At 40.8% G+C, this 19,949-nt stretch carries 19 protein-coding genes, 2 pseudogenes and 1 riboswitch; of the genes and pseudogenes, 16 read left to right on the forward strand and 5 right to left on the reverse strand.

All coding sequences use genetic code 11. The annotated features are described in order from the left end of the window. Positions 1–23 precede the first annotated feature (23 nt). Positions 24–1,706, reverse strand: coding sequence for a DEAD/DEAH box helicase (locus ABEQ24_RS10990; protein WP_430006838.1), 1,683 nt, complete (start codon positions 1,704–1,706; stop codon positions 24–26). 312 nt (positions 1,707–2,018) lie between these two features. Further along, a riboswitch (glycine riboswitch) is annotated at positions 2,019–2,130 on the forward strand. A 162-nt stretch (positions 2,131–2,292) separates the two neighbouring features. Between ABEQ24_RS10990 and gcvT the strand changes: the two genes are divergently transcribed. The 3 genes from gcvT to gcvPB are packed head-to-tail and all read left to right on the forward strand — an operon-like array spanning position 2,293 to position 6,221. Beyond that, the gene (gene gcvT / locus ABEQ24_RS10995; protein WP_430006920.1) at positions 2,293–3,396 is read left to right on the forward strand and encodes a glycine cleavage system aminomethyltransferase GcvT; all 1,104 of its coding nucleotides are present in this window, start codon (positions 2,293–2,295) and stop codon (positions 3,394–3,396) included. Positions 3,397–3,421: 25 nt separating this feature from the next. Beyond that, a complete protein-coding gene (gcvPA, locus tag ABEQ24_RS11000) occupies positions 3,422–4,768 on the forward strand; it encodes an aminomethyl-transferring glycine dehydrogenase subunit GcvPA (protein WP_430006839.1) in 1,347 nt (448 codons plus the stop codon). Then, positions 4,761–6,221 (forward strand): aminomethyl-transferring glycine dehydrogenase subunit GcvPB, encoded by a 1,461-nt coding sequence (gene gcvPB, locus ABEQ24_RS11005; RefSeq protein ID WP_430006840.1) that lies wholly within the window; start codon positions 4,761–4,763, stop codon positions 6,219–6,221. Before gcvPA ends, gcvPB begins: the two co-directional genes overlap by 8 nt. Before the next feature lie 119 nt (positions 6,222–6,340). Here the strand turns inward: gcvPB and ABEQ24_RS11010 are convergent, their stop codons facing one another. Continuing rightward, a complete protein-coding gene (locus ABEQ24_RS11010; RefSeq protein ID WP_224771138.1) occupies positions 6,341–6,712 on the reverse strand; it encodes a rhodanese-like domain-containing protein in 372 nt (123 codons plus the stop codon). A gap of 219 nt (positions 6,713–6,931) precedes the next feature. On the opposite strand from ABEQ24_RS11010, the gene ABEQ24_RS11015 reads away from it, so the two are divergent. The 6 genes and pseudogenes from ABEQ24_RS11015 (at position 6,932) to ABEQ24_RS11040 (ending at position 13,430) form a co-directional block, all read left to right on the forward strand. Next, entirely contained in the window at positions 6,932–7,768 is an 837-nt protein-coding gene (locus ABEQ24_RS11015; RefSeq protein ID WP_430006841.1) for a lipoate--protein ligase family protein, read from the forward strand. 326 nt (positions 7,769–8,094) lie between these two features. Beyond that, positions 8,095–8,883 (forward strand): annotated as a pseudogene (locus ABEQ24_RS11020) (ribonucleotide reductase N-terminal alpha domain-containing protein); the annotation flags it as partial. 243 nt (positions 8,884–9,126) lie between these two features. Then, entirely contained in the window at positions 9,127–9,984 is an 858-nt protein-coding gene (locus tag ABEQ24_RS11025; protein WP_430006842.1) for a hypothetical protein, read from the forward strand. 57 nt (positions 9,985–10,041) lie between these two features. Next, positions 10,042–11,814 (forward strand): annotated as a pseudogene (locus ABEQ24_RS11030) (vitamin B12-dependent ribonucleotide reductase); the annotation flags it as partial. A gap of 128 nt (positions 11,815–11,942) precedes the next feature. After that, the gene (gene mntR, locus ABEQ24_RS11035; RefSeq protein WP_070876642.1) at positions 11,943–12,374 is read left to right on the forward strand and encodes a transcriptional regulator MntR; all 432 of its coding nucleotides are present in this window, start codon (positions 11,943–11,945) and stop codon (positions 12,372–12,374) included. A 171-nt stretch (positions 12,375–12,545) separates the two neighbouring features. Continuing rightward, positions 12,546–13,430, forward strand: coding sequence for a patatin-like phospholipase family protein (locus tag ABEQ24_RS11040; RefSeq protein ID WP_430006843.1), 885 nt, complete (start codon positions 12,546–12,548; stop codon positions 13,428–13,430). Between the two features lie 7 nt (positions 13,431–13,437). Here ABEQ24_RS11040 and ABEQ24_RS11045 read toward each other — a convergent pair whose 3' ends face one another. Together ABEQ24_RS11045 and ABEQ24_RS11050 are read right to left on the reverse strand one after the other, a co-directional pair. Next, positions 13,438–13,812 carry an SA1362 family protein gene (locus ABEQ24_RS11045; RefSeq protein ID WP_430006844.1) on the reverse strand — a complete coding sequence of 125 codons (375 nt, stop codon included), beginning with the start codon at positions 13,810–13,812 and terminating at the stop codon, positions 13,438–13,440. Positions 13,813–13,854: 42 nt separating this feature from the next. Then, positions 13,855–14,802 (reverse strand): DUF1385 domain-containing protein, encoded by a 948-nt coding sequence (locus ABEQ24_RS11050; RefSeq protein WP_070876645.1) that lies wholly within the window; start codon positions 14,800–14,802, stop codon positions 13,855–13,857. A 305-nt stretch (positions 14,803–15,107) separates the two neighbouring features. Between ABEQ24_RS11050 and ABEQ24_RS11055 the strand changes: the two genes are divergently transcribed. The 4 genes from ABEQ24_RS11055 to efp all read left to right on the forward strand — a co-directional run bounded on the left by ABEQ24_RS11055 (position 15,108) and on the right by efp (position 17,840). Then, positions 15,108–15,644, forward strand: a complete 537-nt coding sequence (locus tag ABEQ24_RS11055) for a YqhR family membrane protein (RefSeq protein ID WP_430006845.1) — start codon at positions 15,108–15,110, stop codon at positions 15,642–15,644. Positions 15,645–15,727: 83 nt separating this feature from the next. Further along, complete coding sequence (gene aroQ, locus ABEQ24_RS11060; protein ID WP_430006846.1) at positions 15,728–16,168, forward strand: type II 3-dehydroquinate dehydratase; 441 nt, start codon at positions 15,728–15,730, stop codon at positions 16,166–16,168. Position 16,169: 1 nt separating this feature from the next. Further along, complete coding sequence (locus tag ABEQ24_RS11065; RefSeq protein ID WP_430006847.1) at positions 16,170–17,231, forward strand: M24 family metallopeptidase; 1,062 nt, start codon at positions 16,170–16,172, stop codon at positions 17,229–17,231. A gap of 51 nt (positions 17,232–17,282) precedes the next feature. After that, a complete protein-coding gene (efp, locus tag ABEQ24_RS11070) occupies positions 17,283–17,840 on the forward strand; it encodes an elongation factor P (protein ID WP_430006848.1) in 558 nt (185 codons plus the stop codon). A gap of 20 nt (positions 17,841–17,860) precedes the next feature. On the opposite strand, the gene ABEQ24_RS11075 is transcribed toward efp, so the two are convergent. Then, positions 17,861–18,037 carry a hypothetical protein gene (locus ABEQ24_RS11075; RefSeq protein ID WP_430006849.1) on the reverse strand — a complete coding sequence of 59 codons (177 nt, stop codon included), beginning with the start codon at positions 18,035–18,037 and terminating at the stop codon, positions 17,861–17,863. Between the two features lie 117 nt (positions 18,038–18,154). Here ABEQ24_RS11075 and ABEQ24_RS11080 point away from each other — a divergent pair, with 117 nt between their 5' ends. The 3 genes from ABEQ24_RS11080 (at position 18,155) to spoIIIAB (ending at position 19,942) form a co-directional block, all read left to right on the forward strand. Beyond that, complete coding sequence (locus tag ABEQ24_RS11080) at positions 18,155–18,436, forward strand: YqhV family protein (protein WP_070876650.1); 282 nt, start codon at positions 18,155–18,157, stop codon at positions 18,434–18,436. Positions 18,437–18,509: 73 nt separating this feature from the next. Beyond that, positions 18,510–19,430: a stage III sporulation protein AA gene (gene spoIIIAA / locus ABEQ24_RS11085; protein ID WP_430006850.1), complete on the forward strand. Its 921-nt coding sequence runs from the start codon at positions 18,510–18,512 to the stop codon at positions 19,428–19,430. Next, entirely contained in the window at positions 19,427–19,942 is a 516-nt protein-coding gene (gene spoIIIAB, locus ABEQ24_RS11090; RefSeq protein WP_430006851.1) for a stage III sporulation protein SpoIIIAB, read from the forward strand. Before spoIIIAA ends, spoIIIAB begins: the two co-directional genes overlap by 4 nt. The last annotated feature ends 7 nt before the right edge of the window (positions 19,943–19,949 follow it).

The following is a 19,949-nucleotide window of genomic DNA, read 5'->3' on the forward strand; positions in this document are numbered from 1 at the left end:
TCTTCTAGCCTCCTTGCCTAATGTTATTTATCATTTGCAGCTTTTTGTTCTGAGCGTTCCTCCTCTGCAAAATGAAGGATGGATGTTAAATTTTCCATTTTGATTTTCATTTCGCCCTCGCTTTTAGATTGGAAGAGAATGTCCTGCAAATGATCTTCAAAATTGGAAATTTCCAGTTTGGTTAAGATTTCATCTAGCTCACCAATTACTTTTTCGAATAGATTAATTTTTTCATAAAGCAGTTTTAATATATGCTCTTCTACCGTGTTTTTTGTAGCCATGTTATAGATGTAAACGTCCTTTTCCTGACCGAGGCGATGTATCCGGCCGATTCTCTGTTCGAGCCGCATGGGATTCCAGGGCAGGTCATAATTGATGATGTGATTGCAAAATTGAAGATTTATGCCTTCGCCGCCGGCTTCTGTTGCAATCAGGACTTGAACCCGGTTTTTAAATAAATCTTTCATCCAATCTTTTTTGCCCCGCTTAAAGCCTCCCCGGAATGGCACGGAAGTAATGCCATGCTGCTGCAAAAACCACTGCAGGTAAAATTGAGTGGCACGGTATTCAGTAAAAATGATCACTTTATCATCAATTTTTTTAATAAGCTCCACTGTTTTTTGTGCCTTTGAGTTTCCGTCCACCTCATCTATGCACTGCATCAATTCCCTGATAATAGGTTCAGGAAGTGGAGAAGTTTCACCTTCAGGCCGCTCGATCATTTTTTTCAGCGTCATATAAACAGCTTCTCTGCTTGAGCAGGCTTCTCTTTGAAGGGTCATGATGGAAAACATGCTTGCAGCAGCGGTTCCGAACGATTTCAGCCTTGAAATGGCTGTGTACAAATTTCGTTCAGTTGGAGAGAGGTCAATTGGAACCGTTTCAACATGACGTTTAGGCCAGTCAATTCCGGTATCGCCGCGGCGGTTCCGAATCATTACCTTGTTGACAAGTTCCTGCAGATGTTCATGATGTTCGAGTGCGCGGTTTTTTGCTCTGAAAACTTCTGAAAAATAAGCTTCGTTTCCAAGATGACCGGGTTTGAGAAGCGAGACAAGATTAAAAATCTCTTCTACTCGGTTTTGGATTGGAGTTGCTGTCAGAAGCAGGCAGTATTTTTTTTTCAGGCTCTGAACAAATTCATAGTTTTTTGTTTTATTATTTTTGAGTTTATGAGCCTCATCTATAATGACTAAATCATATTGCTGGGCAAGGACAATTTCCCTGTGCGGACTTCGTTTTGCTGTATCTATAGAAGAAACAACCACATCACATGCTTCCCATACATAGCTCTTTTTCTGCTCAACAGCTGGAATATAGAATTTTTCATGCAGTTCTCTTGCCCATTGTGAAACAAGGGAGGCCGGCACGAGAATTAAGATCTTATTGGCAAGTCCGCGGATCATATATTCTTTTACAATCAGTCCAGCTTCAATCGTTTTTCCAAGCCCGACCTCATCTGCAAGTATTGCTTTGCCGTTCATATGCTCGACTACTTGTCTTGCAACCTCCAATTGGTGCGGAAGCGGTGTGAAATCGGTCAGATGATTTGGTGCCTGCAAGCCTTCAAATGAAGGGACAATTAACTGTTTTTGCACTTCACAGGCAAGTTTGTAATTTTCCCAGCTTGCCCAAGGCCCATCATCTTCAAGTTTTTTTAAAAAAGTATCCTGCCAGGAGGAATCAAAGTTGATTTTTACATTCATAAATGACAGCCCTTTCAAGAAAAGGTAATGTTATACTGAATCGTTCACTTTAAAGTGGGAATTCGTAGTTTATTATGATAAAATACAAATAAAACAGGTTAAACACGAACATTAAACTAAAATATATGTTTAATATTTGTGTAAAAATAGATTGATGAATAATGTTCATAATGGTAGGATGTTAATAAGTAAGAAAGTTGCTAACATACTTACTTTTCAGTCAGCAGCTTCTTTTGTCAAAAATGTCAAAATGTCAAAATGTCAAAGAATGTTATCTTTTAGTATGACCAGTTTTAAAGAAAATATGAGCGAATGAGAACAAGGGGAGAGACTGCCGGCGGCTTCATTGAATGTATGCCGCAAACGCAGCGCCGAAGGAGCAAACATCTGTGAATCTCTCAGGCAAAAGAACTCTTGTTTGACGCAACTCTGGAGAGAGTTTGTGAAAGCGGCAAACCACCAAAGGGGAAAGCTTTGCATATAGTGGCAAGGTAAACTTTCAGGTGCAGGGACAGAGACTTCCTTTTTTACATAAAAGGGGGGTCTCTGTCCTTTTTTTATACTTTTTGGGGAGGCGATCTGAATGATGGCAGATTTAAAGCGAACACCATTATTTGATGTTTATAAAGAGCTTGGAGCAAAGACCATTGATTTTGGAGGATGGGATCTTCCCGTTCAATTTTCTTCTATTAAAGAGGAGCACGAAGCGGTTCGGGGAACGGCAGGCTTATTCGATGTTTCGCATATGGGTGAAATTGAAGTGACCGGCACTGACAGTCTCGCTTTTCTTCAAAAAACAATGACAAATGATGTTTCCCTGCTGAAAGACGGCGGAGCGCAGTACACGGCTATGTGCTATGAAGATGGCGGAACAGTGGACGATTTATTAATTTATAAAAAATCAGACTCTCATTATTTATTAGTGGTAAATGCTTCAAATATTGAAAAAGATTATGATTGGCTGGACTCTCATAAATTCGGAGATACAGAGCTGCAAAATATCTCAGCTGACATTGCCCAGCTGGCCGTACAGGGTCCTAAAGCTGAATCAATTCTTCAACAATTAACAGAAACAGATTTAAGTGAAATCAAATTTTTCAAATTCAAAGATGACGTTGTTATTAATGATAGTAAAGCACTTGTTTCCAGAACGGGCTATACAGGCGAAGACGGCTTTGAAATCTATTGTCCTTCTTCAGAAGCGCCTTCTTTATGGAATGCGATCCTGGAAGCAGGGAAAAATGAAGGAATTCTGCCATGCGGATTAGGGGCACGCGATACGCTCCGCTTTGAAGCGAATCTTCCTTTGTACGGACAGGAGCTTACTAAGGACATTACTCCGATTGAGGCAGGGATCGGCTTTGCTGTAAAACCGAATAAAGAGACAGTTTTCATCGGGAAAGAAGTATTAAGAGATCAAAAAGAGAATGGCACATCAAGAAAGCTTGTCGGCATAGAGATGATTGACAAGGGAATTCCAAGGCACGGGTATGAAGTATTTCATGGAGACGAACAAATCGGCGAGGTAACAACTGGCACACAATCTCCTACATTAAAGAAAAATATTGGCTGGGCTCTGCTGAAAAAGGAATTTACAGAACCAGGCTCTGAAGTGAGTGTTCAAGTGCGCAAGAAACGCTTAAAAGCAGTTGTAGTTGCTACACCTTTTTATAAACGACCAAAAAAATGAACTAGTTTGAAAGGGGAACACATCCATGAAACATCGTTATTTGCCGATGACAGAACAAGATCAGCAGGAAATGCTTGACGCTGTCGGAGTATCTTCTATAGATGAGCTTTTCTCAGATATTCCCGAGAGTGTGCGTTTTCAGGGGGATTACAAAATCAAACAAGCAAAGTCTGAAACGGAACTTGTAGGTGAGCTAAGTGAGCTTGCTTCAAAAAATAAGGATTTAAGAAGCAATGCTTCTTTCCTTGGTGCAGGTGTATATGATCATTACATGCCGATTATCGTTGATCATGTAATTTCAAGGTCAGAGTTTTATACAGCCTATACTCCTTATCAGCCGGAAATTTCACAAGGCGAGCTTCAGGCCATCTTTGAATTTCAAACAATGATTGCTGAACTTACTGGAATGGATGTTGCAAACTCATCCATGTACGACGGCGGTACTTCTCTTGCTGAAGCTGCCATGCTTGCTGCCGGTCAAACAAAAAAGAAAAAAGTCATCGTTTCAAAAGCTGTTCACCCGGAAAGCAGAGATGTTCTTAAGACATATGCAAAAGGACAGTATATTGAAGTAGTAGAAGTGCCTGTTAAAAATGGAGTAACAGACCTTGAAGCTTTAAAAGCGGAAATGTCAGACGATGTTGCGGCTGTCGTTGTGCAGTATCCAAACTTCTTCGGGCAAGTCGAGCCTCTTAAAGACATTGAGCCGATTGCTCACACCGGAAAGAGCATGTTTATCGTGTCTGCTAATCCGCTTGCGCTGGGAGCTTTAACACCTCCTGGAAAATTTGGAGCTGATATTGTGGCAGGCGATGCTCAGCCTTTCGGTATTCCGACTGCTTTTGGCGGTCCGCACTGCGGATATTTTGCTGTAACTCAAAAATTGCTCCGCAAAGTACCGGGACGATTGGTTGGACAAACGACAGATGAACAGGGCAGACGCGGGTTTGTCTTAACTCTGCAGGCACGTGAGCAGCATATTAGACGTGACAAAGCGACTTCTAATATATGTTCAAATCAGGCTTTAAATGCTTTGGCAGCCTCGGTTGCCATGACTGCACTGGGAAAAAAAGGCGTAATAGAGATGGCTTTGCAAAATATTCAAAAAGCAAATTACGCTAAAAAAGAATTTGCTGCAAGCAGGATTGAAGTTCCATTTGAAGGGGCAATTTTTAACGAATTCGTCATTAAATTAAACAAACCGATTAAAGAGGTAAATGCGAAGCTCATTCAAAAGGGCATCATTGGAGGTTTCGATTTAGGCAGTGTATACCCCGAGCTTGAAAACCACATGCTTGTTGCGGTAACTGAATTGCGCACAAAAGAAGAAATTGACTTATTTGTTAAGGAATTGGGGGATGGACATGAATAAGCAGGATCAGCCACTAATATTTGAACTGACAAAACCAGGACGAACAGGCTATAGTTTGCCTTCATTGGATATCCCTGAAATTGCTGCAGATGAATTGATTCCAAGTGAATATTTGCGTGCAGATGATGCTGAACTGCCGGAAGTATCTGAACTTGATATCATGAGACATTATACAGCTCTTTCCAAGAGAAACCATGGAGTTGATTCCGGATTTTATCCGCTTGGATCCTGTACGATGAAGTACAATCCGAAAATTAATGAAAATGTTGCGCGTATGGCAGGGTTGGCTCATATTCATCCATTACAGGATGAGAGTACAGTTCAGGGTGCACTTGAGCTAATGTATGATTTACAGGAGCATCTCATTGAAATTACCGGAATGGATGAAGTTACACTTCAGCCTGCAGCAGGAGCTCATGGTGAATGGACCGGCCTGATGATGATCCGTGCTTATCATGAAGCGAACAATGACTTGAACCGGACAAAAGTAATTGTTCCTGACTCGGCTCACGGAACAAATCCGGCATCTGCAACTGTAGCGGGATTTGAGACGATTACGGTTAAATCAAACGAACAGGGTCTTGTTGATCTTGATGATTTAAAGCGCGTCGTTGGGGATGATACAGCTGCGCTTATGTTGACGAATCCTAATACCCTTGGTCTTTTTGAGGAAAATATATTGGAAATGGCGAAAATTGTTCATGATGCAGGAGGCAAGCTTTATTACGACGGTGCAAATTTAAATGCCGTACTAAGCAAGGCACGTCCCGGAGATATGGGATTTGATGTCGTTCATTTAAATCTTCACAAAACATTTACCGGTCCTCATGGAGGCGGCGGCCCTGGATCTGGCCCGGTCGGAGTAAAAGCTGATCTGATTCCGTACTTGCCAAAACCTGTTTTAGTAAAAAGAGATGATAAATATACGTTTGACTATGACCGCCCACAGTCTATCGGCAGAGTGAAGCCATTCTACGGCAACTTCGGCATCAATGTCCGTGCATATACTTATATCCGCACAATGGGACCGGATGGTTTAAAAGCGGTGACGGAATATGCCGTTCTAAATGCCAACTATATGATGAGAAGACTTTCGAAAGCCTTTGATCTGCCTTTTGACAGACATTGCAAGCACGAATTTGTTCTGTCAGGCAAGCGCCAGAAAAAATTAGGGGTGCGCACGCTCGATATCGCAAAAAGGCTGCTTGATTTCGGCTATCATCCGCCGACAATCTACTTCCCGTTAAATGTTGAAGAGTGCATCATGATTGAGCCGACTGAAACAGAATCAAAAGAAACGTTAGATTCCTTTATTGAGGCGATGCTCCAAATCGCAAAAGAAGCGGAAGAAAATCCTGAAATCGTACAGGAAGCTCCTCATACGACAGTTGTCAGCCGCTTAGATGAAACTACAGCAGCAAGAAAGCCGATTTTGCGTTATCAAAAGCAATAAAAGGCGCAAGAAAAAGGATCCGCTCTATATGCGGATCCTTTTTCTATCAAAAAAAGCCTGCAGAACTGTCTGCAGACTTCTTCTTAAGAGATAAGCAAGGATAAAATTTTGCGCTTTCCTTATTTCTTTGCTTTAATTTTTCCGCCCCAGCCCTTGAAGCCGCCTTTAAGCATGTAAAGATCATTGTAGCCTTTTCTTTTCAGCATTTGAGCTGTCCGTCCGCTTCTGACAGTGTTTTGACAGTAGATGTAGACAGGCTGATCTTTGCGGATTTCCTTATGTCTTTGTCTCATTTGGGATAAAGGAATGTTTCTTGCTCCAAGGATATGCCCGCCGTCAAATTCATTTGGTTCACGGACATCAATTAACTGAGCTTTTCTGTATCCTGCTCGGAATTCTTCTTCCGTTAAAGTTTTCATTATTTTACGCTGATAAAAATAAGAGTAAATCGTGTAGGCTGCTAGTGCGCCTAAAAGAATCAATAAAAAAATCCATGTTGTCAAGCTGACCCGACTCCTTTATAAGCAACTTTTCTAAGACAAGTTCAAATGAACTTTAATAATATTGGACAACTACTATTATATAAGAGCAGGATCAAATTGTCATCTATGAATAAGACATAAATATTTTCAACCTTGCCTTCTTTTTGATAGACTAGGTAAGGCACAGAAAATGAAATACATACTTATCATGGAAAATGGGGTATGAAGATGGCAAAAGAAACTTGGAGATTTATTGATTCAGGGAATTGTTCCCCGTCCTATAATATGGCATTAGATGAAGCGCTGCTTGAGTGGAACAGTCAGGGCATTATCCCGCCTGTCATTCGTTTTTACGGCTGGAACCCTGCCACTCTTTCAGTTGGATATTTTCAAAAAGCCGAAAAAGAAATTGATCTTGATGCCGTTAAAGAGTACGGGCTGGGCTTTGTGCGCAGGCCTACAGGAGGCAGGGGGGTTCTTCATGACAAAGAACTGACCTACAGCGTCATCGTGTCAGAAGAGCATCCTGAAATGCCAAAGACTGTAACTGAAGCATATAGAGTCATATCAGAAGGTATTCTTCAGGGTTTCAGGGAACTGGGACTTGATGCATATTTCGCCGTTCCGAGAACGGAGGAAGAGAAGCAGGGACTTAAGAATCCGCGTTCTGCCGTATGTTTTGACGCACCATCCTGGTATGAACTCGTTGTAGAAGGACGCAAGGTGGCAGGAAGCGCTCAAACGCGCCAAAAAGGAGTCATTCTTCAGCACGGCTCCATTTTGCTCGATATAAATGAAGAAATGCTCTTTAACCTGTTTAAGTATCCAAGTGAGCGGGTAAAAGAACGAATGCAGAAAAATTTTAAAAATAAGGCAGTTGCTGTCAATGCTTTGCGAGAAACTCCTGTTACCCTGGAGGAGTCAAAGCATGCTTTTAAAAAGGGCTTTGAGATGGGTTTGAATATATCGCTTGAGCCTTATGCACTGACAGATGAAGAACATGCATATGTAGAGAAGATTGCAAGGGGAAAATATGATACAGATGAATGGAACTATAAACGATAAGCGACTTGAACCCAGTCGCTTTTGTTTATTTTTTTGTGATGATTTTCAACTTATTTCAATAAATTCCTTATTTTTCTAACCTCATGTTCTCTTCGGATTTTGCAAGCGACAAAATTCATCAAAAAAAGTGATTATGGAGTTCCTATCTTCTTTTTTCTCATTAATTCTGCTTTATTTGTGCAGTTAGTAATTTGACAAAATAAAATAGGTTTGCCTTTTTATCCATATATAGTATTGTCGAACGAAAATGTAATACTATATATTGATAAAAGACTGGCTGTGTGATAAATTAAATCAAGTATAAGATAGATAGGGGAGTTGTTTGAATGAGCGTAGCACTTAATGAAAATTTAAAACTTGATGTGGACAAGCTGAACCACGATATTTCATTGTTTCCCCAAGTTCACCCAATAACTGATGACATGAAATTGAAACACAAAGGAGTATCGCGTTTAGTCATGCTTGACCGATACACGTATAAAGACACTGAAAAGCTGACATTATCAAAAGGGGATTTTGTCGTTCTGACGATCAAAGAAGATCCGAAATTCCCTGCAAGAGGGCTTGGCTATATTTTAGAGATTGACTGGCAGGCTAAAATGGCAAGTGTACAGGTTGAAGAAGAGTACCGTCATTCACTAGAAAAGCCTGAAGAGACTGAGACGGGTGTTATCCACCGTTCTTTGGATGTCATCGAAAAACCACTTGAAGTATTTTATGAGCAAATTGCAAAACGAAATGCTACAGGGCTTGCTTCTGTTGAAAAAACAGAAGAGAAGCGGAATGAATGGTTCGAGAAGTTCTATCAGGAATTAGTCGGATTGAACTTTGTGCCGGCGGGACGTGTTTTATACGGAGCTGGAGCAGGAACAGACGTGACTTACTTCAATTGTTACGTGATGCCCTTTGTACAGGATTCACGCGAAGGCATCTCAGAGCACCGCAAGCAAGTAATGGAAATCATGAGCAGAGGCGGCGGTGTTGGAACAAACGGTTCAACCCTGCGCCCAAGAAATACACTCGCACGCGGAGTGAACGGCAAATCGTCCGGTTCTGTCTCATGGCTGGATGATATAGCGAAACTGACGCATTTAGTTGAGCAAGGGGGATCCCGTTAATAAATAAGTCCACACGGCGGGATTAAAATCTCGTGAATTGCTGGAACACCCTAAAGCTTTTTCAACCACAACGTGACTGGCAACAGTGAGCGTGAAGGTCCAAAAATGAAAAAGATAAACAATGGGCAATCAGCAGCGAAGCGTCTTTGGAAACGCAGACGAACGTTCAGAGACTATTGAAACTTTCTAAGGGTTAAGAAATTAGAAAATTAATTAACCTATGTGAGGAGTAAACCAAATATGCGTAGACGTATATATGGGGCGCGAGACAAAGAAGAATTGATAAAGGTTATAGTCAATCTCCATAATAAAGGATTTAGCCAGGTAGATATTGCTAAAAAAATTAACATAAATAGAGGAACAATAAAACGTTGGAATGATGAATTGAATTTTATTAATATTAGAACTCCTGGTGAAGCAGGTAAATTAAAAAATAAAATTTATAAATATAATGAAAATTATTTTGCTCATATAAAAACTGCAAATCAAGCATATTTAATTGGATATATTACAGGAGATGCAACCATTATTGACCGTGAAAAGTCCAAAAGGCTGGTCCTCAGTCTTGCTGAAATGGACAAACAACTCCTAACTGATATTTCAAGGGAATTAAATATGTTAGATGCAATAAAATTCAGGCGGAAATCTGCAGAAAACGAACAAAATAAATTTTCATTAGTCATTAATTCAACAAAAATGTGTAATGATTTGATTAAACTGGGAATTGGACCAAGAAAAACGGGAACTGAAAAATGGATTAACTTTGATGATAATGCTCTTCAATGGGCATATTTAAGGGGATTCTTCGATGCCGATGGTCATATAAGAGTTTATTCGAGAAATGGATATAAGAAAGCAAGACTTGGATTCACAGGTAATCCACAGTATTTAAAATGTATTTTAACATTTTTAAAATCAAATGGTCTTGCCACTAAAGTTAATTCCATTACACATAAACAAGGTTGTTCTGATTTGTGTATTAGCAGTATTAAAGATCTGATTTTAATCTTTGGATACTTATATGAATATGGGGATATTAAACTAAACCGAAAATATCAAAAACTTTCTACTTTGATGATAGAGTCCGAACTCATGTGAAAACATGAGAGACAGGCAGAAATGACCTGGCCCCTCAATCAAAAGAGGAGTAACAATTTGCGTGGCGCTCAAATGATCATGCTTGCCGACTGGCATCCTGACATTATCGAATTTATCATTTCAAAAATGCAAAACCCTCGTATTTTACGCTATTTAATCGAAAATACGAATGACGAAACAATCAAGAAATACGCACAGGAAAAATTAAAGTTCAAGCCTCTGACTGAGGATGAAAAAGCAATGTACCAAAGCATTGTGAACTACAAGCAAATTCCAGGCTTCGGCGGATTTAATGAAAAAATCATTAAAGATGCAGAATTAAAGCTTGTGACTGGAGGAACATACAGCGTTCATAACTCTGAATTCCTTACAGGCGCCAACATTTCCGTCACGTTAACGAAGGATTTCATGGATGCTGTTGAAAAAGATGAAGATTACGAGCTTCGCTTCCCTGATGTGGAAAGCTATCATGCAGACCAAATGAAAGCCTATAACGAAGACTGGCACAATCATGGCGATGTCCGCGAGTGGGAGAAGCTGGGATACAAAGTCCGCACATACCGCACAATCAAAGCGAAAGAACTTTGGAACTTAATCAATATTTGTGCGACATATTCGGCAGAGCCCGGCATTTTCTTTATCGACAATGCAAACGACATGACGAATGCTAAAGCGTATGGACAAAAGGTTGTAGCAACAAACCCATGTGGAGAGCAGCCTCTCGCTCCGTATTCTGTCTGCAACCTTGCAGCGGTCAATCTTGCTGAAATGGCAGACAAAGAAAGGAAAACGGTCAATTTCGAAAAGCTGAAAACAACGGTTGAAGTCGGTGTCCGCATGCAGGATAATGTCATCGATGCAACACCTTATTTCTTAGAAGATAATAAGAAGCAGGCATTAGGCGAACGCCGTGTCGGCCTTGGCGTTATGGGATTGCACGATCTGCTGATCTACTGTGAAACAGAGTACGGTTCAGAAGAAGGCAATCAATTGATTGATCAAGTCTTTGAAACGATCGCAACAACTGCATATAAAGCTTCTGTTGAGCTTGCAAAAGAAAAAGGAAGCTTCCCGTTCCTCACTGGTGAAACAGAAGAAGAAACAAACCGTTTGCGTGATGCATTCACAAAAACAGGCTTTATGAGCAAAATGCCGGCTGATCTTTTAGATGATATTAAGGAATACGGCATTCGGAACTCCCATTTATTGACTGTTGCACCGACGGGCAGTACAGGTACAATGGTTGGCGTATCTACTGGACTCGAGCCATACTTCTCTTTCTCTTACTACAGAAGCGGAAGATTAGGAAAGTTCATTGAAGTAAAAGCGGATATCGTAAAGGAATATCTGGATCAGCATCCTGAAGCAGATCCTGATAATCTGCCAAAATGGTTTATTTCAGCTATGGAACTGAGTGCAGAAGCTCATGCAGATGCGCAGTGTGTAATTCAGCGCTGGATTGACAGTTCAATCAGCAAAACAGTAAACGCACCAAGAGGATATACGGTTGATCAAGTTCAAAAAGTATATGAACGATTATATAAAGGCGGCGCAAAAGGCGGAACGGTTTACGTTGACGGAAGCCGTGACACTCAAGTTCTGACTTTAAAAGCGGAAGAAAACACATTCTCTGAGAGTGAAGAAACACCAGCTAAAGAAAAAGGAAAAGTTGTGCTGGTTGATACAATACAGGCATTAAGATCAACAAATGTAACAATCGGCAACGAAGTAGGAAATACATGTCCGGTCTGCAGGGAAGGTACGGTTGAAGACATCGGCGGCTGCAACACTTGTACTAGCTGCGGAGCACAATTGAAGTGTGGTCTATAAGATAAAGAGCTGGATTGCCAGCTCTTTTCTTTTTGCAATTAGAACGAAAGCTTCCTTGTCATCCCCCTTAAACTAGTGTACACTTGTAATGATTTCCTATGTTTTGAACGTTTTTTGGAGGGGACCGCATGCCAACACCGAGTATGGAAGATTATATTGAACAAATTTACTTATTAATAGAAGAAAAGGGATATGCCCGCGTTTCTGATATTGCGGAAGCACTATCCGTTCATCCCTCCTCAGTAACAAAAATGGTCCAAAAACTAGATAAAGATGAATATCTCATATATGAAAAATACCGTGGACTTATCTTAACGCCAAAAGGCAAAAAAATTGGAAAGCGTCTCGTCTACCGTCATGAGCTTTTAGAGCAGTTCATGAGGCTGATCGGCGTGGATGAAGAAAAAATTTACAATGATGTTGAAGGCATTGAACATCACCTTAGCTGGAATGCCATTGACCGCATCGGCGATCTTGTGCAATTCTTTGAAGGGGATGAAGCGCGCGTTGAAACGCTGCGTGCTATACAAAAACAGAATGAACAGGACAGCGAGTCCTAAGAAGACGGAAGCAGATGCTTCCGTCTTTTTTTCTGAATTGCTTTTTAAACAGTAAAAATATATCTGCAAAAATGATCATTGAAAGAGCGCTGTCCTAAACGAGCGGAAAAGGTCTATTTTCCGCCTCCCAAACTTACAATGTAAGGATGGGAGAAGAGGGGAGGAACTTCTGTGTATATTGATGGCGTCTTCTCTGGCGGGGGAATTAAAGGCTTTGCCCTAATTGGGTCTTATCAGGCGATTGAGCGAAGGGGCCTGCAATTTGTAAGGGTTGCAGGAACAAGCGCCGGCTCCATTATTGCTGCCTTTATTGCTGCGGGATACCGAAGTGATGAAATCATAACAATGATGGATGATATGGAACTAGGAAAGTTTTTAGAGCGAAACCCTTCCATCCTTCCATTTAAATTTATGAAATGGCTGAATATTTATTGGCGGCTGGGTCTTTATAAAGGCGGCAAACTTGAAGAATGGATAGCAGGCAAGCTGAAGGAGAGAGGGGTATCGACCTTTGGTGATTTAAGACCAGGCTCCCTTAAAATCGTTGCTTCTGATCTGACTAATGGAAGAATTATTGTGCTTCCGGATGACCTGCCAAGGTACGGACTTGCTCCAGAGCGTTTTTCTGTTGCGAGAGCTGTTCTTATGAGCTGCAGCCTTCCCTATTTTTTTGAACCTGTCAAACTGACTTCTGCTGAAGGAACCAATATTGTCGTGGATGGGGGAGTTTTAAGCAATTTTCCAATTTGGCTGTTTAAAGAAAAGAAATCGATTCAGGCACGGCCGGTTCTTGGCATCAAATTAAGTCCAAGAGATGAAGAGAGACCGAGAAACAATATCCGAAATGCAATAGAAATGTATGGCGCTCTTTTTGAAACGATGAAAGACGCGCATGATGCCAGGCATATTTCGAGCAGGCATGAAAAAAATATCATTTTTCTGCCTGTCGAAAGTATTTTAACAACTGAATTTGACTTAACAGAACAAAAAAAACTAGCTCTTATTGAGCTAGGAAGAAGCCGTACTGAACTTTTTTTAAAAAAATGGACGTATTAACAGCAGGCTAGAAAAATGCCCTGCTTTTCTTTTTGCCTTTTTTTCCTTCAATCACTGTTAAATGAGAGGCTTGTTTCTTTTTAAGAGCAGATGTTTTGCTGCTCTTTTTTTGTGTTGAAACGCTTTTCAAATGGGAGCTGCTCTGATTGCGGTCGCCAAAACGTCTTTTAGAATGTTTAGCAGCTTTTGAGTATGAGGAAGAGTCTTTTCCCATTCTTTGTTTTGTAAAGTAACGGACAACAAAATAGATGATGGCTAGAACAATAATGAAGATCAGCATCTCTCTGAAGAGGAATCCGGGTCTGGTTATAAGCGTAACCAGGAACCCGATGCCGCCAAGAGCTAACACAATCATCACAAATGGATTCACACGATTTTTCATGAGTCCACCTCCCAAGATGAAAATGAATTAATGAAGTTCAGCTTATACAATTTGTTCCGTTTTTATACCTTCTTCCGTTTCCTTTTCCATCCGCAGCAATTCATTAAAGCTTGCGATGGCAACTTCCACCTGATCATTGTCAGGCTCTTTCGTCGTCAGAAGCTGAAGACTTAAGCCGGGATAACCGAGCCATTTTAAAACAGGAACATCCCTGAGTTTGTTTGTAAACTGAAGGACTTCAAATGAAATGCCAATCACAACAGGTATTAATGCCAGCCTGTTAAGGACGCGCACATAAAGCGGTTCTGTCGGAACAAGCATGTAGACAAATACCCCTACAATCACAGTGAATAACAGGAAACTGCTTCCGCACCTGTAGTGCAGACGTGTTTGTTTCTGAACATTTTCTATCGTAAGCGGCATTTCATTTTCATAGCAATTTATGACTTTATGCTCGGCACCGTGATATTGAAAAACACGCTTGATCAGCGGAGTAAACGATATCGCATAAATATAGACTAAGAGCAGAATTAATTTGAATAAACCTTCAATTAATATTTGTGCAAGGTCAGAAGAGAAAATTGGCCTTGTCAGCTCAGCCAGAAACAGCGGCACTAATGTGAAAATGAATTTCCCAAAGAGAAACGACAGGACACCGATTGCAGCAACACCGAGAATCATCGTCATCTTGGATTCTTTTTTAGGCTGCTTGAGTATTTCATCTTCCTCAGGATCGAGATCATACCTGTCTGTTGAAAAATTCAGGTGCTTCGTTCCATTTGCGCTTGCTTCTATAATAGCTGCGATGCCGCGAATGAATGGAATCTTTTTAAGGCTTGTCATCATGCTGCTTGATTTTCGCGGTAACCGGAAATAGTCGATTTGTTTGTTTTTGCGTCTGATGGCTGTTACATAATGATGCTTTCCGCCGAACATGACGCCCTCTACCACTGCTTGCCCGCCATATGCAGGCTTATTCTGCTTTGACATTTTTCACCAACCTACCTATCTATTCTCTTTTTGGACTGTTTTTAAACAAAGCTGCAGAGAATGTTATGTTTATATTCTACATAAAAACAGGATAAACCTCTAGGCAGTTGAATTTAAATCTTTTTGAATTGATCAATTTTGCTATTTTAAGTCAAAGATCTGCTTGCATTTTACTTTCAGTGCTGATCAAGTGATGTATCACTTTTAATAGTATAACCCTGCAGCTATTTGCTAGACATCTAATTGCATCCTTTTTGAATGATGGAGCAGAATTCCTGCACATACTATAAGCAGGAGGTGTACATATGACAGAAGATTTTCAATCTAATTCTGCCGGAGAAAAAAGAGATGATCCTGATAAGCCAGGTGAATCGATTCCTTTTATAGGAAGAGTGGTGATTACAGGTTTTGCAGGCGGTGTGATATGGAGTTTGCTCGGTTATTTAGCTTATGTCCTTAACTTAACAGAAATTAGCCCGAATTTATTGCTTCAGCCATTTATTTTAGGGGAATGGAAAAATGGCGTCATTGGAAACTTTGTTTCAGTATTCTGTATTGGCATTCTTTCCGTAGGAGCGGCGCTTTTGTATTATCTTGTTTTAAAAAGATTCTCATCCATGTTTGTTGGCCTTGCTTTTGGCCTCTTGCTATGGGCGCTCGTATTCTTCCTGTTAAATCCCATTTTTCCTAATTTAAAATCCGTCTTTGAACTTGAACGGCTGACTACGGTTACGACGATATGTCTTTATATTTTATATGGGGTATTTGTCGGCTATACCATTTCCTTTGAACATAACGAGCTCTTAAGCAAAAAAAATGCGAAAGCAGCCACTCAACATTAAAGCAAGTAATCGGTGATTATGGTAGAATGTTCATAAATTGAACATTCTATTTTTTTAGCTTATAGAAGCAAGGAGTTTTTATGATGCGGCATTTCTTAATAATCAACGGTCCAAATCTCAATCGTCTTGGTAAGCGGGAGCCGGATGTTTATGGCAGCAAAACGCTTACAGACCTAGAACATGAATTAATGTTATTTGCAGAAAAACAAGGATTTCAGATCACTTGCTTTCAATCAAATCATGAAGGGGACTTGATCGATGCCATTCATGAGGCAGACGATCAATATGATGGAATTGTGCTTAACCCCGGAGCTTTTACTCATTACAGCTATGCTATAAGAGATGCAATTGCAAGCGTTTCCCTGTCTGTCATCGAGGTTCATATATCTAATGTACATAGCCGCGAACCATTCAGGCATCAATCTGTAACAGCTCCTGTAACAGCAGGACAAATTATCGGCCTTGGTTTTGAAGGTTATCAATATGCTTTACTCGCATTACATAAAAAGATGGGGGAGAAATAAGATGAAGCTTGAGAAAATGAGAAACAGATTAAAAGAACTTGATGTAGATGGAATTCTTATTACGAGCACCTACAACCGCCGTTACATGACAGGCTTTACGGGATCTTCCGGTGTAGCGGTCATCACTGACTCGCATGCTGTTTTTATTACAGATTTCAGATACACTGAGCAGGCAGCGACACAAATTGAAGGTTTTGAGATTGTTCAGCATAAAGGACCGATTCTTGAAGAAGTGGCAGCCCAAGCCGCAAAGTTGTCGATTAACCGCCTTGGTTTTGAGCAGGATGATCTTTCTTTCGCTTCATACTCTGCTTATAAGGCTGAATTAAAAGGGATTGAGTTTATTCCCGTCTCCGGTGCTGTAGAAAAGTTACGCTTGATTAAGTCTGCAGCAGAGATTAAGATATTAAAGGAAGCTGCGGAGATTGCAGATGCTGCATTTAAGCACATTTTGACAGTTATTCGACCAGGAATGAAGGAAATTGAGGTCGCGAATGAACTTGAATTTTTCATGCGAAAACAAGGCGCTGTTTCTTCTTCATTCGATATTATTGCTGCATCAGGATATCGCTCTGCGCTGCCGCACGGTGTAGCAAGTGAAAAAGAAATTGAAAAAGGCGATTTTTTAACACTTGATTTTGGTGCATACTACAAAGGATATTGTTCAGATATTACAAGAACGATTGCGGTGGGAGATCCAAGTGATGAGCTGAAGAAGATTTATTCCATTGTACTCGAAGCACAGCTGCGGGGAATGAATGGGATAAAAGCAGGAATGACGGGAAAAGAAGCAGATGCTCTTACAAGAGACTACATTGCAGAAAACGGCTACGGTGAATATTTCGGCCATTCAACTGGCCATGGTCTTGGCATGGAAGTTCATGAGGGCCCGTCACTGTCTGTCAAATCTGAAACAGTACTTGAACCCGGCATGATCGTAACTGTCGAGCCTGGAATTTATATACCAAATCTTGGCGGGGTGCGCATCGAGGATGATACAGTGGTTAAAGAAGACGGTAATGAATCACTGACACACTCCCCAAAAGAGCTTATTATTTTATAATAAAAGCTTCCAAACCATTAATAAAGCAGCATTTACATAGGAGGAACATAAATGATTTCAGTAAATGATTTTCGTACAGGCTTAACAATTGAAGTAGATAATGGCATTTGGCGCGTAATGGATTTCCAGCACGTAAAGCCAGGTAAAGGAGCAGCATTCGTACGCTCCAAGCTTCGCAACCTGCGTACAGGAGCTGTTCAGGAAAAAACATTCCGCGCAGGTGAAAAAGTGGCGAAAGCTCAAATTGAGAACCGCAAAATGCAATATCTTTATGCAAACGGAGATCTGCACGTTTTCATGGATAACGAATCATACGATCAAGTGGAACTTCCGGAAGCATCTATTGAATACGAATTGAAGTTTTTAAAAGAAAACATGGAAGTGTCCATCATGATGTTTGGAAGCGAAACACTTGGAGTTGAACTTCCAAACACAGTTGAACTCGAAGTTATTGAGACGGAGCCTGGCATTAAAGGCGATACTGCTTCAGGCGGAACGAAGCCTGCAAAAGTGCAGACCGGACTGGTTGTAAACGTTCCTTTCTTTGTAAATGAAGGAGACGTTCTTATTGTTAATACTACTGACAGCTCATACGTTTCAAGAGCATAGTCATGAAAAACTCCATCTTTTCAGATGGAGTTTTTTGTATCCTCTAATAGTGGCTGCGTCCGGAAGGCTTTTCCCTTATCCTCTTTCTTTTTACCCGCTCTGAAAAGAAGTGCTGCCGGTATGAAAATATAAATCATCATTCCAATGAACCATTGTAAATAGTTATATAATTCATAAGCTTCCACTCCAAATCCCATGACACATCCCCCTTTCTACCTATTATTATTAAATCTGAAAATTCTGTCAAGTATTCTTTTTGTCTATTTAGCCTCCGTTCTTCATAGGTTTTAGTAATAACCATGGAGGAGGACAAGATGAAACACTACCTCGCTAATTTAGATCCGGCAGTAAGATCAATGGCTCTTTTAAGATTATTATCCGCAAGCATTGAAATGACGGCAGCTATATTAATGCTCGTCTTTAACGATGTGCGCAAAGCTGTATTAATTAATTCCATGCTTGCCATCGTTGGCCCGATTATTTTTATTTTAACCATGACTATAGGAATCTTTCAGATTGCAGAGCAGCTTTCATATGCAAAACTGATTTTTATCGCAATAGGGGTGTCATTTATATTAATTGGCGTCTATAAGTAACATAAGAAGTCATATTGTGTCCAAGCCTGCATAAACATTAGAGTATCAAGAGACCATGCAAGGAGGAAGCCAGTTGAACGAGATTACAGAGATGCTTCCTGAAACCATAAGAAAACACGTGCAGAATCTGCCGCGGGAAGCGCTTGAAAAAATCGAAGAGATCCGCATCAGGATTTTGAAAAGAGTAGAAATTGTAGTAGCAGGAGAACCATTTTTTCTGCCTTGCGAGGCTACTTATCAAGACGGAATATCTCTTTTAAATGAGCTGAGCCAATACTCGATCTATACGCTTGAAGAGGAGCTGAAGCGAGGCTTTATTACGATTCAGGGCGGTCACCGCGTGGGATTGTCAGGGCGTGTTATTACAGAAAACGGCGCTGTGAAAGCCATTCGAAATGTAACATCCTTTAATATTCGAGTGGCAAAACAGAAAAAGGGCATTGCTGAACCTTTTATTTCCAGCATCTATCATAATACTTGGATGAATACCATGATTATCGGTCCCCCTCAAACAGGAAAAACAACTCTTCTTCGTGATTTTGCAAGAGTTATGAGTACAGGAACAGGCAGTATTCCTTCGATAAAAGTAGGAATTGTGGATGAGCGGTCAGAAATTGCAGGCTGCATCAATGGAATTCCCCAGCATGATTTCGGGGATAGAGTGGACGTGCTTGATGCTTGTCCGAAAGCAGAAGGAATGATGATGATGATCAGGTCGATGAGTCCGGATGTTCTGGTTGTGGATGAGGCAGGCAGGATGGAAGATACAGAAGCGATTTTGGAGGCCGTTCATGCAGGAGTAGGGCTTTTCATATCCGTTCACGGCTATTCGCTTGACGACGTCATTTCACGTCCCACAATAAAGCCTTTGGCAAAGCATGGCATCTTTAACCGGTATATTGAACTCTCAAGAACAAATGGTCCTGGGACGGTTCAAAGAATATTGGATGCTGATAGACGGCTGATACGAAATAAAGTGAGTATAACGTCATGATAAAAATACTTGGAGCTGTATTTATTTTGCTTGCGACTACTTGGACAGGGTTTGAAGTGGCGAAACACATAAGTGAGCGTCCGCGGCAGCTAAGGCAGCTCAAGGTTGCTCTCCAGGCACTTGAGGCAGAAATTATGTATGCGCACACACCTCTCAAAGAAGCGGCAGCCACTTTATCAAAACAGATGCCAAAGCCGCTCTCCTGGTTTTTCGAAGAGTTTTCAAAACGATTATCCGCAGGGCATACAAGTGTGAAGGCAGCCTGGGAAAATAGCCTGCAGGAAGTTTGGCGGATGACGGCATTTAAGCAGGGAGAATATGAAATTTTAAAGCAATTTGGAGAGACGCTCGGACAGCACGACACAGTATCGCAGCAAAAACATATTCGCCTGACTTTAACCCATCTTGAACGAGAAGAAGCGGATGCTCTTGATAAACAAAGCCGCTATGAAACAATGCTGAAAAGCTTAGGTTTTTTATCTGGATTATTGCTCGTTATTTTATTGATGTAGCAGTCAG

It is taken from the genome of Metabacillus idriensis (genome assembly GCF_050483325.1).
Taxonomy (GTDB): domain Bacteria; phylum Bacillota; class Bacilli; order Bacillales; family Bacillaceae; genus Bacillus_P; species Bacillus_P idriensis_A.

What these genes read in the sequence shown, in the direction of transcription:
- ABEQ24_RS11075 (WP_430006849.1), bottom strand. Translation starts at nt 18,037, where the DNA reads ATGGGATTTGGAGTGGAAGCTTATGAATTATATAACTATTTACAATGG.
- ABEQ24_RS11065 (WP_430006847.1), top strand. Translation starts at nt 16,170, where the DNA reads ATGAAGCTTGAGAAAATGAGAAACAGATTAAAAGAACTTGATGTAGAT.
- mntR (WP_070876642.1), top strand. Translation starts at nt 11,943, where the DNA reads ATGCCAACACCGAGTATGGAAGATTATATTGAACAAATTTACTTATTA.
- efp (WP_430006848.1), top strand. Translation starts at nt 17,283, where the DNA reads ATGATTTCAGTAAATGATTTTCGTACAGGCTTAACAATTGAAGTAGAT.
- ABEQ24_RS11050 (WP_070876645.1), bottom strand. Translation starts at nt 14,802, where the DNA reads ATGTCAAAGCAGAATAAGCCTGCATATGGCGGGCAAGCAGTGGTAGAG.
- gcvPA (WP_430006839.1), top strand. Translation starts at nt 3,422, where the DNA reads ATGAAACATCGTTATTTGCCGATGACAGAACAAGATCAGCAGGAAATG.
- ABEQ24_RS11015 (WP_430006841.1), top strand. Translation starts at nt 6,932, where the DNA reads ATGGCAAAAGAAACTTGGAGATTTATTGATTCAGGGAATTGTTCCCCG.
- gcvPB (WP_430006840.1), top strand. Translation starts at nt 4,761, where the DNA reads ATGAATAAGCAGGATCAGCCACTAATATTTGAACTGACAAAACCAGGA.
- ABEQ24_RS11080 (WP_070876650.1), top strand. Translation starts at nt 18,155, where the DNA reads ATGAAACACTACCTCGCTAATTTAGATCCGGCAGTAAGATCAATGGCT.
- aroQ (WP_430006846.1), top strand. Translation starts at nt 15,728, where the DNA reads ATGCGGCATTTCTTAATAATCAACGGTCCAAATCTCAATCGTCTTGGT.
- ABEQ24_RS10990 (WP_430006838.1), bottom strand. Translation starts at nt 1,706, where the DNA reads ATGAATGTAAAAATCAACTTTGATTCCTCCTGGCAGGATACTTTTTTA.
- ABEQ24_RS11025 (WP_430006842.1), top strand. Translation starts at nt 9,127, where the DNA reads ATGCGTAGACGTATATATGGGGCGCGAGACAAAGAAGAATTGATAAAG.
- spoIIIAB (WP_430006851.1), top strand. Translation starts at nt 19,427, where the DNA reads ATGATAAAAATACTTGGAGCTGTATTTATTTTGCTTGCGACTACTTGG.
- gcvT (WP_430006920.1), top strand. Translation starts at nt 2,293, where the DNA reads ATGGCAGATTTAAAGCGAACACCATTATTTGATGTTTATAAAGAGCTT.
- ABEQ24_RS11045 (WP_430006844.1), bottom strand. Translation starts at nt 13,812, where the DNA reads ATGAAAAATCGTGTGAATCCATTTGTGATGATTGTGTTAGCTCTTGGC.
- ABEQ24_RS11055 (WP_430006845.1), top strand. Translation starts at nt 15,108, where the DNA reads ATGACAGAAGATTTTCAATCTAATTCTGCCGGAGAAAAAAGAGATGAT.